The following is a 16,332-nucleotide window of genomic DNA, read 5'->3' on the forward strand; positions in this document are numbered from 1 at the left end:
GGTATTAGCCCCGGTTTCCCGGCGTTATCCCAGTCTTACAGGCAGGTTGCCCACGTGTTACTCACCCGTCCGCCGCTAACCTTTTAAAAGGTCCGCACGACTTGCATGTATTAGGCACGCCGCCAGCGTTCGTCCTGAGCCAGGATCAAACTCTCAGTAAAGATGTTTGATAAAAGCTCAAAAAGAATTTGACGTTTCGTTTTGTCCAGTTTTCAAGGAACAATCTGTGTCGCATCTTTATGACTGCGACTTTTCTATTATATCAAATGCCGGATAGCTTGTCAACGTTATGTTGCTTGTTCGCTATCGGACGAGTATTAATATATCATGTCGTGAGCATTTGTGCAATAGTTTTTTTGAAATTCGTTGGTAAATTTGAAACCGGCCACCTCCAGTTCCTTCTACAAAATAAGACAGGACAAACATACATTGCGGCTTTATTGCGAAAACCGGACGGACAAAAAATAATAAGATTCAGCCTATTTTTTGAGATTCCCATGACTAAAGCCGCAATCCCTACATTTTATGATGTGACGAGTGGAATGCTTAAAATGGCTAAGCGTTCGCAGTCCATTTCTGTTTGACACCCTTCAACTCATTACCCTTCCTATGACAGCGCGTATAGCATCTTAGGCTGATTGGCTATTACCACCAACTACAGGCGCATATCGAATATTCATTGCACCAACTAAATCTCTGTGTTTCCGGAGTTGCATTTGCAATCATATTTACGGTCATTTGCCTTATTTCTCTCGGAACAATTCGAGAGCAGGTTTAACTTATATAGACAGGATTAACATGTTCAGCCTTAATCCAACTCATTTTGCTTTATATTCACTGAATTGAGACAGACGATAAAATGACCATGTGTGCAAACTTTTCTCGTTTTTACGGCTTGTTCTTGCGTTGAAATCTTATCCATCGAGAATCCATATTTTGACGGTTTGATGTCGTTTTCCACGCAAGCCCTCTGGTATAGAAGTTCCCAGTCCATCCTTGTGACAATTGCTTCAAATTTCCAGAGAGGATCACAACTTGAAGCTGATTTTTCTCATACTTTGGCATTACGAATGGCCAAAACCTTCTTGGGGGCTTCTTCCAGAAATTCACCTGATCATATACAGCCTTTCCGTCCAACACGGTCAATTCGTCGTCAACATAGCGGATTCACGATGAATCATCGTTTTTAGGTTTTGAAGTCCACCTCCGTTTACGGTATAACCAATCCTACAGTTTTCCCACTAACTGTAGAAATCATCTCCCCAACCCCTTTGTCAAAAAGAGCATAACGAATGGTAATAGGGAGAAAGCAACTGATAGGTCTCTTCTGCAAAACCGAGTACCCCTTGAGATTAAACAAAGACGTGACTTCCCTTCAAACACAAGAAGAGGATAATAACTTTTTCTCCCCGGATTGTTGGGATTAACCGATCTCTGCTTTCCCCTAGCCTCCATAGACGGTTTTCACATTGAATCAAACTCCAGAATGAGCTCCTGGTTCAATCAGATCCATACAGTGCACACACCCTTTAAAATAACAGTTGCATATTTTATTTAAAAATGTATAATGTATTTGACAGTAAAGGAGACTTTACGTTAAGTATGCTTTACCTTTTGAAAGGAGATGCCTACGTTTGAAAAATAACCTACCTGAAATACGGTCTGAATTTGGGTATTCTCAAGAAAAGTTGGCCAAAGAACTAAACGTGTCGAGACAAACCATTATTTCCATTGAAAAAGGTAAATATAACCCTTCCCTGCCATTGGCATTAAAAATTGCTAAGATTTTTAATATGAAAGTGGAGGATATTTTTACACTTAATGAAAAGGAGGAGTTATAAATGTCTAATCGAAAAATGTTACTTATATGTAGTTTCTTTTTTCTCATCGTCACGATAGGACTCTTAATCTTGTCTTTCAAAACAAAATATGGCTTAAATTTTAACGCTTTATTAACGTTGTCGCTTTCTGTTCTCTCATTTAATGTGTGGTATGTATATCCTCATATAAATAAACACGATGAGAGAGCAAAATTCATTAAAAGAAAAACCATAAACTACACTTACTTTTTCATCCTTCTCTATTTGATAGTATTTTTTATATTAAGCCAATTCACACTAAAAGTACAGATAAGCAACTTAATTATTTTGTTAATCAGTTTCATCATTATTACATTGTCATTTACCATGACTATTGTTGCTAAGAAAAACTGAAACCGGATGCCGGTTTCAGTTTTAATGTTTTTTAATACCAAGAGCCTTGCCTACAGGACCAACCAATAGTACCACCGGATGCTCCAGCTGCTAGGTATATACAGGCTGCACATCCAGTTCCTGCTGTCCCCACGCATGCTGCACTACAAAGAACAGAAATAACTGTAATCGTCGACCAAGCAATCCTTTACTAGCTAAGCATTTATGGAGATATTTCGTCCGCAGCCATGCCGCTATTGCAAGAGGTTTTGACGTTTATTTTGGCGGATACTTTAAAAAGGGTTATTTGCTCCTCCTATGCTTGGCAGCCGGAAAACAAATAATCCTCCCAATATAATGCCTATTTTTACTGAATGTTTCTTCCTATTTCAGATTTCTTATAAAATATGCGGTGTTTTTACTTATTTCAAAGTAAACCGCACGACCTCTCGGAAATATAGGTTTATGGTACGGAAAAAAGTGGTATATAAGTTGAGATATATATAGATAAAAACTATGGATCCATCTAGGAGAGTGATTGTTCATGAAACCTATTGCCACACCGTTTCCACCTGTTTCGATGGGAGACATCCATGTATATGATGATATTATCCAGTATTTTAATTTCAAACAAGTAAAACAAGCGTTGCCGCACCGGCCGAAGTCGATTACCTTTGTCACAACCGGGATTATTCCTTATGACGGCGGACAGACGACGATGCTGCATTTAGGTACGGAACTCAGCAAACTTGGTTTCCAGGTTTACTATTTAAGTTATTTTTCCCAACCGCGGAAAGCGATGGAGATAAACGCTGAGTTTAATTACGCCGGGTATCAGGGTACCTGTCTTGATGTGAGCGCATTGAAGACCCATCAGTCAGATATTTGGATAGGGACACTCTGGGAATCGGTTTATGTTTTTAAAGACAAACCCGGATACAAGATGTATTTTGTTCAGGATTATGAACCTTATTTTTACCCATTTGGCGATCGGTATTATCTTGCGAAGAAGACCTATGAATTAGGATTACATATGGTTTCGCTCGGACCTTGGTGTGCCGAGATGATTGAAAAAGAATGCCGGGTGCAAAGTCCGCTTGATGTGATCCGTTTTCCGGTTGACATGGAACAATATCCCTTCCACCCGAGAAACTTCCTGGATTATAAGAAAAAAAAGGAATTCAGAATTGCAGTCTATACAAAATGGGACAGTCCACGAAGAGCACCAATCACTATTCAGATCGTTCTCAATAATTTTCTTAAGCTTTGCCAAAAACACGGATATCAGCTGGATATTGTCTATTTCGGTACCGATCAATCCGCGCAATTTATCAACGGTAAGAATCTTGGCCAGCTGACGAAAAAAGAATTGCACGAGCTGTATCTCAAATCGGATTTTGGCATTGCACCATCGATGACCAATTTTTCTCTTGTGCCCTATGAAATGATGAGCAGCGGTTTGCCGGTTATCGATTTCTATGAAGGTACGGGCCGAAGCTTCATGCCAGAGAATTGTGCTTTATTTTGTCATCTTGATGAGCAAAGTCTTTTCCAAACCTTCCAAAATGCGATCAGCCATCCAGGGCATATCGCGGAAACGGTTAAGAACGCACAGGCACATTTAAACACCGTTACTTGGAAGGAAACGATCAAAGATTTTATCAATGTAATAAACACTATTCAATCCAAAAACAGGATTGTTTCTTGACAAAAGTTTTATATCTTTTTCCAGGGGCTCTTTTTTGATGGGGAAAACTTCTATTGAGGAGGATGAATCCTTCTTACGATGATCCCGATCCCACCTCCTTTTCCCCGCAATCCCCCCTGACCCTCAATTGATTTCGCATTCGTTTACATTGCTGTGGTGAATTTACAGATTTCCCCGTAGCGAAAAAAAGAGAGGCCTCTTAAAATTGCGCTGATCATCCAGTCACGGATGCCAGGAGATATAGCATTTTGGCAAAGGCTCTTAAGATAGCATCATGACCACCCATATAGGATCAACGTTTGTTAATCGTAACGAATTCAGGTTTACCAATAACGGCCTTTTTCTTTTCCTGTGCGAAAAATCCACACACCCCAGGCAAGGACTACTAACAAATTGTATGCCTTAATCCAGCGGGGAGCAGGGCCAACGATCATGTTGGCAATGAAACCTGCCACACTCAAAATTAAAAGGATTGCTAAAAAAATTTGATTTTTCTTGTTCATTCTCAATCCTCCCTTTTCCAAAGAAAGTTGAAATCCCCGATTATGCTTGGCATCTGCCACGCGGATTTTTTTTTCTTTATGACTGATCCCTTTCCCCCCTTGCATTTGCCAGCCATCCATTGGCCTTAATCGTCTACCGGTCAAATCCAGGGGGGCACAAGTCATCCCCAAAACAGCCGTTAGTTGCTGCAAGTGTATCGGTTGTAGGCCAAGTACCCGGCACGGTATAATATTTTTATATACGAAACTTTCTTGTGGTTTATTTTCTTCCTTTTATCATGGGGTGCATATTAAAGCGATTCAACGCTCACAAGTGCAGCGAAGTCTTAAACGTTCCGAGGCTAACGGGCCGGTTCGCTTTTTTCGTTCAGCCTGACAGCGCGGCGGTGTTCGGCATGATCCTGGGCCAAAAAATAGGCAATGCTCAGCAAAATAATGATCCCGCCAACTGCCTGGAACCAGGAAATTTTTTCTCCAAAAAGCAAATAGGCCAAAATGGCTGCGCCTACCGGTTCAAATAAGATCGCGACAGAAACAACCGATGCACTGATCCATTTGATAACCCAGCTAAAAACAGAGTGCCCGGCAAGCGTTGGCAAAACGGCCAATAGGAGAAAACAGATCCAGTTGCGGGCGGAATACGGGTAAAAAGCTTCTCCTGCAAAAAGCACATAGAAAAACAGCACCACCGTTGATGCGAGGTAGACGATAAATGTGTATGGAACTACATCTGCCCTTTTCCGCACGTACTGGCCGATCATCATATAAGCTGTCACAAAAAGGCAGGAGACGAGCGCCAAAACATCGCCGTATAGCGCTTTTCCGCTGATGAAAAAATCGCCCCAGCTGATCAGGATGCTCCCGAAAATGGAAAATGCAGCACAAACAATCGCCTTAAGAGAGAGCGGTTCCCGGAAAATAAAATAGCTGCCGGCAAATGCAAAAACCGGCTGCAATGTCACAAGGACAGTCGAACTTGCAACCGATGTCAAATCCAGCGATTCAAACCATAAAATAAAATGGAAAGCGAGCAATGCCCCGGAACTGATGGAAAAGAGCAAATCTTTTTTCAGCATGCGCATTTTCGCTTTCTTTCTGGCTGTCAGAAAGATTGGCAGCATGATGATGGTGGTAAAGAATAACCGGTAAAAAGCAATCACACCGGCATCCGCCGTGCTGTATTTTACCAAAATGGCGGAGGATGTGACAGCAAGTACGCCCGCGATTAAAGCAATATAAGGATTCAAATTGCGAATTCTCCTTTTTTTGATTATTTACTTTTATTTTATAGCGCAGAAGCAGCATTGAACAGTATTTTTTACAAGGGGGGGAAGCCGGATGGTTTTTGGGGATTTGGAAATTTTATATAAACTGGGAATTACAGCCGTGCTGGGGCTGATTATCGGGCTGGAAAGAGAATTAAAACGGAAACCGCTCGGACTGAAAACCAGCCTTGTCATCTCAATTATCAGTTGCCTCCTTACCATTGTTTCCATTCAGTCTGCCTATCTTTTCAACCATGCCCATAGTGTGCAGATTACAATGGACCCGCTCCGGCTTGCCGCACAAATCGTTTCCGGGATCGGTTTTCTCGGGGCAGGGGTGATTTTAAAAAAAGACAATGACACCATTACAGGCCTGACCACCGCCGCCATGATTTGGGGGGCGAGCGGCATCGGGATTGCTGTCGGGGCCGGTTTTTATATGGAGGCGATTGCCGGCGTCGTGCTCATTATCATCAGCGTGGAAATCATCCCTTATTTAATGGGCAAAGCAGCGCAAACAAAGTTGCGCAATAAAGACCTGATTATAAAAGTTATCGTCCGCAACAGGGATGCCATACCATGCGTCCTCGATGCGATTGAGAAGCAGCAAATTACAATTGAAAATATCCGGATCAAAGATTTAAAAGATCAAACCCATTTAGTCGATTTAAAGGCGCGGGCGAGCTACAAACATACAACGGTGGATGTATACCGCCATATTTCCGGCATGGATGAAGTTGCGGCTGCAGAAGTAGAGAGCTGAATTGAGCTTTTTACTGGGCAAAAACCGCTTGCTTTTCCCGGCCAGGCCCAAGGGTTCCGGATATTCAGCAGCAGCCGGATTTTCTCCATCTTTGCCCCTGCCGGCAAATAAGGACTTCGTTACGAAACCCTTATTTTAAACCAGGAAAAGGCTGATCACAAAATAAACGACCATTGCTGCCAGGCCAAGCGGGAATGCAAAGCGCGCATATTCAAGGCTTGAGATTTTTAATTTTCCCGCGGCAATGATATTCGGAATATTCCCCGGCACAAGCATTCCGCCGCTTATCAGCAGGCCCATCAAAATATCTTGAATCGCCTTATCATTCATCGCCGGGCTGATTTCGGCTGCGGCAAGGGTGGCATTATCCAAAACAGCGGAAACCATATTGATCCAATACAGGACACGCGGGCTGAGATCCAGCAAATAGGCTTCAATAAATGGTTCAAATCCTGCCCCGAGCAAAGTGAGCGCCATTACAAACAAGTAAATCTTGAAACTGCGGATGACAATTTCCTTGTATGATTCTGAAGCCGTTTCAGCTTTTAACCCTCCATCCTCCGTGGTGGCCATGCCCGGTTCTTTTCCCGCCGCGGTTTCCATGGCGCTTGAATACTGCCCCGGTTTGACGATCAAAGCAGCCAGCACGCCGAAAACAATGACAGCCGGGATCACTGAAGTGCCGGTAAGTCTCAGCAAGTAAAAAAAGTCTGCATCCAGTTTGCTCACGACAATGGTGGAAAGCGGCTCCCCGATCGGCGTGAGCACAGCCCCGAGGCCAATGGCGAAACAGGCAAGGACAACCAAACGGACTTCCGTCTTCCGGTCAAGCCGCAAAAAACGGATGACCGCTACAAGAATGATGGCGGCAACAATGGCGGTGATGACGCTCGACAGCAAACCGAGTATGATGACAAAGAGCGCAATAAACAAACGAAACGGCATCGCATGGCTGATCCGCCTGATCCCTTTTTCGATCGGTTTCTCAAACCAGCGGAACAAAAGCCCCATCGCAAGCACAGCAATCGTGATATTGAGCGGGTGGACAAGAGCTTCCTGCACTAGATGCCAGGAAAATGACCGGCTGACAATACAAGCTGCCACGCCCATTACGAACAAAAAGGCTTCCAGATTCCTTTCCACTATTTTTGTAAACGGCAGGAACAGGACCAATAACAAAATAACCGTCAATCCCATTACCATCAAACCACTCCCTTTCATTTTTTTCGGAAAGCAAAAAAGCCTGCCACCGCGGGACATACGTATCCCTTGGTGACAGGCTCCTCCTTTAAGACAATCTATTCCATTGTCAAAACCATCCGCGTTTCACGGTAATGCTCTATCTATGATAACATCTATCCCGCATTGGCGCAATGGTGTACATTCCATCAATTGCAAAAAAGTTTGATCTTCTTTTATCTTAACGGATTGATGATACGAATGATTCATTTCCCAATCATTAGGGTTTGCTGAACGAATCCGATTTGCCAGCAAGCTTTGCCTCAATATTTAAAATCAGGCATCTGCGAAAATGCATGGTGATGCTGAATCAGCTTTCAAGTGCCTGCTTGTTTTTGTTCCACCGGCGCCGGTTCTTTCATAAAGAATACGGCTACGGCCATGGGGCATAAAAGTAAAATAGCCCCCGCTAAAACAGGATAGCTAAAATCGATATTCCCTAAAACTTGTGTACCAACATATCCCGCTAATAAGGTGAAAGTTGTCCCGAATACTTGGTTATTAGAAAATACTTTTTCAAACGGATAATCCTATTCTTCCTCACGAATGCTATCTATCATCCATGAATCCACTGTGCCCGATCTTAAAGATTCGCCAGGCAAGGTAAAAATCGCACTTAGAATAAGAAAAACCATATTTCCCCAATCAAAAAACAGCAGGAACAGGCCAATACTCCTGATCACGCAACTGCTAATCAGCGTTTTTTCCTTCCAAAAGTATCCGCAATCACGCTGGACGGGATTTCCGTAATAAAACCAACAATCCAAAAAATGGATAAAAACAGATTAATATCAGCATAACTATCATGGATGGACTTCATATATAAATATAACGTCTCGCCAAACACCATAATCCCCATGTTATACAAAATATTGAACGCATAATAGGTGTTTTTAATTCTTTGAATCCTATTCAAGTTTCATTCACCACTCCCAGGATATCCAATATCATATGAGAAACCGCCGATGCCCGCTATGATTGCTTGCCCGTATGCAATCTTCTCCACAACGAGGGCCGCGGTTAAAACAAACATTGTTAATCCATTTGGACATGTCCATTCTGTCATCAGCAATGAAACAAAAAAGCCGTTATTTTGATCGACCAAAATAACGGCTTATTTATTTTCTATATGTCGTTTTATACCGGCTGCCATTTGCGCAAGAACAGGGTATTGCCCACAACTGACACAGAACTGAAGGCCATGGCAGCTCCGGCCAGGATCGGATTTAACAGCCCGAATGCTGCCACCGGGATCAGAACCACATTGTAAGCAAAAGCCCAGAACAGGTTCTGGCGGATTTTCCGCATCGTTGCCTTCGACAAGCGGATTGTGTTGACAATCCCCATCAGGTCGCCGCGCATTAATGTAATATCAGCGGCCTCCATCGCAACATCCGTCCCGGTTCCAATCGCAATCCCGACATCGGCTGCAGCAAGAGCTGGGGCATCATTGATCCCGTCGCCGACCATTGCCGTAATGTTGCCGGCACGCTTCAATTTTTCCACTTCTTTGGATTTATCTTCCGGTAGCACTTCCGCAAGCACATGGTCTACGCCGACCTGCCGGGCAATCGCTTCGGCAGTGCGGCGGTTATCGCCTGTAATCATGACCGTTTCAATGCCCATTTCTTTCAACATGCGGATGGCTTTTGCCGATGTTTCTTTCACCGTGTCAGCAACGGCAATCAGCCCGGAAAGCGCGCCATCCATTGCAACCAGCATGGCCGTTTTGCCGTCTTCCTCAAGTCTTTCCATTTGGCTGATCACATCATCAATCCGGATACGTGCATCCTGCATCATTTTTTTATTTCCGATCAAAACTTCTCTATCCTCTATTTTAACCCGGATGCCATGGCCTGGTACCGCTTCGAATTCCGCAACATTCGGCAGTTGCAGGTCTTTTTCAGCCGCTTTTTTTACAATGGCTGCACCAAGCGGGTGTTCCGATCCTTTTTCGGCTGCAGCGGAAATGGCGAGCAGTGCTTCCTCTGAAAAACCGCCGTATGGGATGAGATCCGTTACTTCCGGCTCTCCTTTTGTAATCGTGCCGGTTTTATCGAGTACAACAGTCGTAATGCGATGGGCGATTTGCAAATGCTCGGCGCTCTTAATCAGCACGCCGTTTTCGGCACCGAGGCCGGTTCCGACCATAACAGCTGTCGGGGTAGCAAGCCCGAGGGCGCAAGGGCAGGCGATGACGAGCACAGCAACCATGCTGATGATCGCCGGGGTGAATCCGGCCGCAAAATACGTCACCGCAAATGTCGCCAGTGCAATCAATATGACGATCGGCACAAAAATACCCGAAATCTGATCTGCCAGATGCTGGATCGGCGCTTTTGAACCTTGCGCCTCTTCCACCAGTTTAATGATCTGGCTGAGCGCCGTATCTTTCCCGACTTTTGTGGCTTTAAAGCGGAACGAACCGGTTTTGTTCAATGTCGCCCCGATGACGGCATCGCCCGCTTTTTTTGAAACGGGCATGCTTTCGCCGGTCAGCATGGACTCGTCGATAGAAGAGGCCCCTTCTGTAATGACGCCGTCAACCGGAATTTTTTCCCCGGCGCGGACAAAAAGAATATCGCCGGGGACGACTTCTTCAACCGGTACTTCAACTTCTTTGCCGTCCCGGTTGACTCGGGCCGTTTTTGCCTGCAGGCCCATCAGTTTTTTCATCGCTTCTGATGTTTGGCCTTTTGCCCTGGTTTCCATCAGTTTGCCAAGGACGATCAGCGTCATCACAATGGCGGATGTCTCAAAGTAAAGCATGCGCCCGGAACCGAGGATGGTAAGGACAAGGCTGTATAAATAGGCCGTGGACGTCCCAAGCACAACCAAAACGGCCATATTGGCACTCCCGCCCCGGATGGCATGGTAAGCATCCCGGTAGTAATGGCCGCCGACAAAAATTTGCACAATGGTAGCAAGCAAAAGCTGTAGCCATGGATTCATATGGAAAGAAAAGCTGCCGCCGTAATGCATAGCGATATCCGAGATCATTTGCAACAAGAAAAAGACGGAGATGACAGCACCAACTGCAAATTTTATTTTTTGCTTTTTATATGCTTTCTCACGCATCTTCTTTTCATAGTCCGGATCCATTTCGCCTTTTATTTTTGCGTCATAGCCGGCCTTTTTTACAGCTACAATCATTTGTTCAGCGCTTGCCTGTCCCGGCAGGTATGTAACACTTGCCGTTTCCGTCGCTAGGTTGACGGCGGCGCTAACAACACCGGGGATTTTTTTCAGCGCCCGCTCCACGCGGTTGGCGCATGCCGCGCATGTCATGCCCATAATATTGAGCTGCGCTTTTTCTTCTAATACGCCATAACCCGTTTTCTCCACTTTTTCGATCAAATTTTCGACGGTCGCCTGTTTCGGATCGTATTGAACGGTGGCTTTCTCTGTCGCCAGGTTGACATTTACCTTTTTGACGCCTTCCACTTTCGATAAATTCTTTTCAATCCGGTTGGCGCATGCTGCACACGTCATGCCGGTAATGCCAAGCGTGACGCTTTCGGCCTTTTTTTCCTGTAGTGATGCGGCCATATCCATTCCTCCTGACGCCTTTTATACCCTCTATAGGTATATTTTTTTGAAAAAAGAGAGCGTGCCCGAAAGCACAGCCCGTTTTGCCCGGATTTACGCTACTTCATAGCCTTGGTCTTCAATGGCTTCTTTTACTTTATCAAGCGTCACTTCATTCGGATCGAATTCAACATCCACTTTTCCTTCTGCCAAATGAACGTCTACATTTTTCACGCCTGACAAGTCGCCGACGCTTCCTTTAACCGCTTTGACACAATGTTCGCAAGACATGCCTTGTACATTTAAGGTTACTTTTTCCATGATCAATCGCTCCTTTATTTTCGCATTGTTTTTTGTATGGTCACTAAAAATTCATCCAGCACATCGAGATCCCCTTCTTGAATCCGTTCCAAGACACAATTTTTCAAGTGGCCCTCGAGCAGGATCTTCGACACGCCGTTTAAGGCAGATTGGATGGCAGCAATCTGGGTAATGACATCGTCGCAATAGGTATCTTTTTCGATGAGGCCTTTGACCCCTCTTACCTGCCCTTCAATACGGTTCAACCTGCTGACCAGGTTCTTTTTCACTTTTTCCGAATGGTGGCTTTTCCGTTCACTGTGGGCGGGGCAAACGGGAGCTTCATCCCGGGCATCCATCATGATATCCAATTCCTCCATCTCCTTGCCTCCTTCGCAATTTCAATATACCATCCCCCCGTATACTATGTCAACATAGATGCTCCATTTTGAATATTATTTCAGCATGCCTGGAGCGTACGTCCATTCATTTGGCAAAATGCCCTGGAATTTTGATACCTGTTGAAATAGGCGCACTTGTTTTAAACCACTTTGGAAAAAACAAAGCTCGTTTTAGAATGTGCAAATAACTGCAATTCATCAATGAATTGCTCTGCGTCTTCAAATGAGTGGAAGCGGGCTTTTAACATAAAGCATGCCTCGCCAGCAATACGATAACAAAAATCGACATTCGAGTACTGGCATATTTGCTTTTTAAAATCCTCGTAACGATTATTTTTAATTGTCGCTTCAATGATGGCTTCAATGGGATATCCCAGCTTTTTTTGGTTCAGTTCAATTGTATAGCGTTTAATGATGTCCTGTTCTTCTAATTGCCGTACCCGTTCTCTCACAGCCGGGGCAGATAGATGAACACGCCTGCTGAGCTCGCTCATTGATAAGCGGCTGTCTTCTTTCAATTCATGTATGATTTGTTCATCAATGAAATCCATTTCTTGAAATTCCTTTCCATTTTGAAATTCAAATCAATCAAATACCTTCTAATCGATATGTAAAAGCTGCATGCTTTATTTTACACTATTTTTGGGAGGGATGAGCATGACACTGATACCATTACATGAAAGAGGGAATACGCCTTTTCAACAATTGCTGGGATATAACGCGTCCATTCTGAAATACTGGAACAAACTCAGCCATGAATTTGAAAAGGATGGCCGGTTGCCAGCGAAGTTAAAAGAAGAAGTCCGGCGTACACTTGCACAAAAAAATGGCTGCCTGTATTGTAAAGCAAAAGGCAAACCGAACCCCGTTGATTATGATGAAAAAACAGCGGTATGTACCGGATTTGCAGAAGCTTTTCTTGCGGGCAAAGGGCAAACCTCTCCAAATGTAACAGCGGTTTTGAAGGAGTATTTAACAGATGCGGAAATAAGTGAGCTGATTGCTTTTATTTGCTTTACAACAGCATCCCAATATTTTGGCGCCCTCATGCAGCTGGGGGAGCGCCAAGATAAGTGAAATTTCCATCAGTGGGAAGTCCCGCTGATGGAACCAATGGTTATTAGAAAACATGCATTGTACGTAATCTTTCCAAAACCAAACTTCTATTTGCGCGGTGACTATTTTTTGCAGCAGGCAACAGAGTCAAAATATTCCGTTCATTTTATACTTTCTTGGAAAAAAGCTAAACATGAAACCAAATTGTTATTGCAATATAAGACTGTGTGATGTTATAATACTCTAAATTCTTTAAATCAATAAAGAAAATAGAAATATAGGATAAAAGAAAGGGATTCTGATATGGCATTATCTTTGGAAGTCGAAAAAATAGATGCATTGGTCGAACAAGTCAAGGAAGATGTAATCCATTGGCGGAGGCATTTGCACCAAAACCCGGAGCTTTCTTTCCAGGAAGTCGAAACATCGCAATTTATATATGATACGCTTGCATCTTTCGGGGGTTTGGTGTTGTCCCGCCCGACAAAAACGAGTGTGGTAGCCCGGCTGAAAGGAGCAAAGCCCGGCCGTGTTTTAGCCATTCGCGCCGATATGGACGCGCTCCCCATTCAAGAAGAAAATGCATTTGATTTCGTCTCAAAGCATGATGGTGTGATGCATGCTTGCGGCCATGACGGGCATACCGCGATGCTGCTTGGGGCCGCGAAAATTCTGGCCGGCTTAAAAGACCAAATCGCCGGTGAAATCCGTTTTCTGTTTCAACATGCCGAAGAACAATTGCCAGGCGGTGCCGAAGAAATGGTCCAAGCCGGTGTCATGGACGGCGTGGACCAGGTGATTGGCGCTCATTTATGGTCACCGCTTGAAGCTGGAAAAATCGAGTTGGTGTCAGGACCGATGATGGCGGCACCAGATGCTTTCTACATCACGATTAACGGAAAAGGCGGACACGGGGCACAGCCGCATTTAGCAATAGACAGCATTGCAATTGGCGCACAAGTTGTAACAAACCTTCAACATATTGTTTCAAGAAATATTGATCCCTTAGATCCCGTTGTTCTTTCCGTGACCCAGTTTATAGCCGGTACTGCGCATAACGTCATTCCCGGTTCGGTTTTCATCAGCGGCACCGTCCGGACGTTTAAGCCGGCGTTGCAGGAAGAAGTGATCCGGCTGATGGAACGCGTCGTGAAAGGCGTAACAGAAGCGCACGGGGCGACTTATGATTTTCAATACGTGAAAGGTTATCGTCCCGTTATTAACGATCCGGAAGTCACGGCAAAGCTGCGTGAAGTACTGGTTGAGACGTTTGGTGAAGATGCCATTCAAGACGGCGTTCCAACCATGGGCGGGGAAGATTTTTCCGGATTCCAGCAAAAGGCACCCGGCACATTCTTTTTTATTGGAGCCGGAAATGCGGACAAAGGCATCGTTTATCCCCACCATCACGCCCGCTTTACTGTGGATGAGGATGTATTGCCTTACGGGGTGAAAGCGTTCGTCGCAGCCAGCCTGACGTTAACTGCCTGAAAAGGATCAGCCGCTTTTTCACCGGTTGGCCTTTTACACTAAAAAAAGTGAGGTTTTCAAATGAAATTCGTCCTTGCATCACTCCCATTTCTTGCTTTAATCATTGGCATGTTTTTTGCAAACCGTACCAATCCGATGATTCTCGGAATGCCTTTTATCATGTTCTGGACCGTGTTGTGGGTTGTTTTATCGACGGTTGTAATGTTCATTATCTATAAAACCGATCCGAAAAACCAAAGGGGGGATGCCGAATGAACAGCGCACTTCTTGTTATCCTCATCTTTTTGCTGGTGTCACTCTATCTCGGCATCCGGGCGCGCCGGGGCAAGCAAATGAACCTTGAACAGTGGGCAACCGGCGGCAGAAGTTTTGGAACATTGTTTGTATTCTTGCTAAGCGCCGGTGAAATTTACACGACTTTCACTTTTCTCGGCGGCAGCGGATGGGCTTACGGCAAAGGGGGGCCGACGCTTTATATACTCTGGTACGGCTCATTGGCTTATGTTCTTTCCTATTGGCTGCTTCCGGCCATTTGGCGTTATGCAAAAGAACATAAGCTGTTGTCCCAATCCGACTTTTTCGCGAAAAAATACAATAGTCCCGCACTCGGTGTCCTTGTTTCGATTATCGGCATCATTGCCATGATCCCGTACCTTGTTTTGCAGTTAAAAGGGCTCGGCAGTATCGTCAGCATTGCTTCTTACGGCTCGATTTCTTCCGGCGTCGCCATCTGGATCGGCGTGATTGCGGTAACCATTTACACCACGATTTCAGGCGTACACGGAACAGCCTGGACATCCGTCATGAAAGATGCATTGGTTTTGGCCGTCGTCGTTTTTCTCGGCATTTATCTCCCCGTTCATTATTTTGGCGGCTTTTCAGATATGTTTCATGCCATTGACCAGGCAAAACCCGGCTTTCTTGCGCTCCCGCACCAAGGGATGAGTGTATATTGGTTCATTTCGACCGTTTTGCTGACGGCACTCGGTTTTTACACGTGGCCGCATTCTTTTGCCGCCTCCTTTACAGCGAAAAATGAAAAAACGTTCCGCCGCAATGCGGTGATTTTTCCGCTGTATCAGTTGATCCTGTTGTTCGTATTCTTTGCCGGTTTTGCGGCGATTCTGACTGTAAAGCCGGCACTTGAAGGAGCAGCAACCGACAATGCCCTGCTCGTTCTTTCTATTGAAAGCTTCCCGCACTGGTTTGTCGGTGTCATCGGCGCTGCCGGTCTGTTATGTGCGCTGGTACCGGGGTCGATGCTGTTGATGAGCGCATCCACAATGATTTCGAAAAACTTGTTTAAAGTATTTAAACCGACCGCCAATGAAACACAAGTGGCCAATGTCGCCAAATATTTGGTTCCGGTCGTATCTTTAATTGCCCTCTACTTCACATTTAACGGCGGGCAAACCATTGTTGCCCTGCTGTTGATGGGGTACAGCATGGTTACGCAATTTTTCCCGGCGATCGTATTCAGCTTTATGAAAAATAACCCGATTTCAAAAGCAGGCGCATTTGCTGGAATTGTGGCGGGCGAACTTGTCGTTTCCTATGTGACGATCACGAATCAGACGGTTGCGACGCTGTTGCCGTTTATGCCGCAAGCAGTCAAAGACTTAAATACCGGGATCATCGCCATGGTTTTGAACTTGGTTGTAACCTTTGCCGTGAGTGCTTTTACAAGAGACAGACAAAAAAGCGTTGAAATGGCTGCGTAAACTATTTCCCAAAAAGGAGCCGTGCATGCACGGCTCCTTTTTTAACAAGCTTTCCAGGGATCCAAAAAAATTTTAAAGTATGTGTAAAATTTTACTCGAAGGGGCAAATGAGTGGAAAAAAATGGGAAGACACTCTATCATCTAAATGTACACCTTGAATGAACA

Annotated in this window: 15 protein-coding genes, 1 rRNA gene and 2 pseudogenes; 7 read left to right on the forward strand and 11 right to left on the reverse strand. The window is 44.7% G+C overall.

Annotated features, from left to right (window positions below):
• The 3 genes and pseudogenes from IC21_RS10090 to IC21_RS17705 form a co-directional block, all read right to left on the reverse strand.
• Positions 1–161, reverse strand: a 16S ribosomal RNA gene (locus tag IC21_RS10090); the annotation flags it as partial.
• 468 nt (positions 162–629) lie between these two features.
• A pseudogene (locus IC21_RS16315) lies at positions 630–905 on the reverse strand (zinc ribbon domain-containing protein); the annotation flags it as partial.
• Positions 905–1,503, reverse strand: a pseudogene (locus IC21_RS17705) (transposase family protein); the annotation flags it as partial. The pseudogenes IC21_RS17705 and IC21_RS16315, both read right to left, overlap by 1 nt.
• 131 nt (positions 1,504–1,634) lie before the next feature.
• Between IC21_RS17705 and IC21_RS10100 the strand changes: the two are divergent.
• Positions 1,635–1,841, forward strand: coding sequence for a helix-turn-helix transcriptional regulator (locus IC21_RS10100; RefSeq protein ID WP_014097633.1), 207 nt, complete (start codon positions 1,635–1,637; stop codon positions 1,839–1,841).
• A gap of 895 nt (positions 1,842–2,736) precedes the next feature.
• Complete coding sequence (locus IC21_RS10110; protein WP_013860044.1) at positions 2,737–3,900, forward strand: glycosyltransferase family protein; 1,164 nt, start codon at positions 2,737–2,739, stop codon at positions 3,898–3,900.
• Between the two features lie 323 nt (positions 3,901–4,223).
• Here the strand turns inward: IC21_RS10110 and IC21_RS17360 are convergent, their stop codons facing one another.
• Entirely contained in the window at positions 4,224–4,523 is a 300-nt protein-coding gene (locus tag IC21_RS17360; protein ID WP_230090467.1) for a hypothetical protein, read from the reverse strand.
• A gap of 221 nt (positions 4,524–4,744) precedes the next feature.
• Entirely contained in the window at positions 4,745–5,650 is a 906-nt protein-coding gene (locus tag IC21_RS10120) for a DMT family transporter (protein ID WP_029142730.1), read from the reverse strand.
• A 91-nt stretch (positions 5,651–5,741) separates the two neighbouring features.
• On the opposite strand from IC21_RS10120, the gene IC21_RS10125 reads away from it, so the two are divergent.
• The gene (locus IC21_RS10125) at positions 5,742–6,431 is read left to right on the forward strand and encodes an MgtC/SapB family protein (protein WP_029142729.1); all 690 of its coding nucleotides are present in this window, start codon (positions 5,742–5,744) and stop codon (positions 6,429–6,431) included.
• Between the two features lie 135 nt (positions 6,432–6,566).
• On the opposite strand, the gene IC21_RS10130 is transcribed toward IC21_RS10125, so the two are convergent.
• From IC21_RS10130 to IC21_RS10155, 6 genes are all read right to left on the reverse strand, one after another.
• Positions 6,567–7,634, reverse strand: a complete 1,068-nt coding sequence (locus IC21_RS10130; RefSeq protein ID WP_029142728.1) for a DUF1646 family protein — start codon at positions 7,632–7,634, stop codon at positions 6,567–6,569.
• A gap of 730 nt (positions 7,635–8,364) precedes the next feature.
• Positions 8,365–8,586 carry a hypothetical protein gene (locus IC21_RS17365; RefSeq protein WP_234969597.1) on the reverse strand — a complete coding sequence of 74 codons (222 nt, stop codon included), beginning with the start codon at positions 8,584–8,586 and terminating at the stop codon, positions 8,365–8,367.
• Positions 8,587–8,807: 221 nt separating this feature from the next.
• Positions 8,808–11,219, reverse strand: coding sequence for a heavy metal translocating P-type ATPase (locus tag IC21_RS10140; protein WP_029142727.1), 2,412 nt, complete (start codon positions 11,217–11,219; stop codon positions 8,808–8,810).
• 93 nt (positions 11,220–11,312) lie between these two features.
• A complete protein-coding gene (copZ, locus tag IC21_RS10145) occupies positions 11,313–11,519 on the reverse strand; it encodes a copper chaperone CopZ (protein WP_029142726.1) in 207 nt (68 codons plus the stop codon).
• Between the two features lie 14 nt (positions 11,520–11,533).
• The gene (locus IC21_RS10150; RefSeq protein ID WP_013860052.1) at positions 11,534–11,878 is read right to left on the reverse strand and encodes a metal-sensitive transcriptional regulator; all 345 of its coding nucleotides are present in this window, start codon (positions 11,876–11,878) and stop codon (positions 11,534–11,536) included.
• A gap of 161 nt (positions 11,879–12,039) precedes the next feature.
• Positions 12,040–12,450 carry an Lrp/AsnC family transcriptional regulator gene (locus IC21_RS10155; RefSeq protein WP_017551011.1) on the reverse strand — a complete coding sequence of 137 codons (411 nt, stop codon included), beginning with the start codon at positions 12,448–12,450 and terminating at the stop codon, positions 12,040–12,042.
• Positions 12,451–12,556: 106 nt separating this feature from the next.
• Between IC21_RS10155 and IC21_RS10160 the strand changes: the two genes are divergently transcribed.
• From IC21_RS10160 to IC21_RS10180, 4 genes are all read left to right on the forward strand, one after another.
• The gene (locus tag IC21_RS10160; RefSeq protein WP_019720161.1) at positions 12,557–12,976 is read left to right on the forward strand and encodes a carboxymuconolactone decarboxylase family protein; all 420 of its coding nucleotides are present in this window, start codon (positions 12,557–12,559) and stop codon (positions 12,974–12,976) included.
• Positions 12,977–13,258: 282 nt separating this feature from the next.
• On the forward strand, positions 13,259–14,446 hold the full coding sequence (locus IC21_RS10170) for a M20 family metallopeptidase (RefSeq protein ID WP_019720163.1): 1,188 nt from the start codon (positions 13,259–13,261) through the stop codon (positions 14,444–14,446).
• Positions 14,447–14,506: 60 nt separating this feature from the next.
• Positions 14,507–14,701: a DUF3311 domain-containing protein gene (locus tag IC21_RS10175; RefSeq protein WP_013860056.1), complete on the forward strand. Its 195-nt coding sequence runs from the start codon at positions 14,507–14,509 to the stop codon at positions 14,699–14,701.
• Positions 14,698–16,167, forward strand: coding sequence for a sodium:solute symporter family protein (locus IC21_RS10180; RefSeq protein WP_029142724.1), 1,470 nt, complete (start codon positions 14,698–14,700; stop codon positions 16,165–16,167). Before IC21_RS10175 ends, IC21_RS10180 begins: the two co-directional genes overlap by 4 nt.
• The last annotated feature ends 165 nt before the right edge of the window (positions 16,168–16,332 follow it).

The sequence above is a fragment of the Heyndrickxia coagulans DSM 1 = ATCC 7050 genome (assembly GCF_000290615.1).
Classification (GTDB): domain Bacteria; phylum Bacillota; class Bacilli; order Bacillales; family Bacillaceae_C; genus Weizmannia; species Weizmannia coagulans.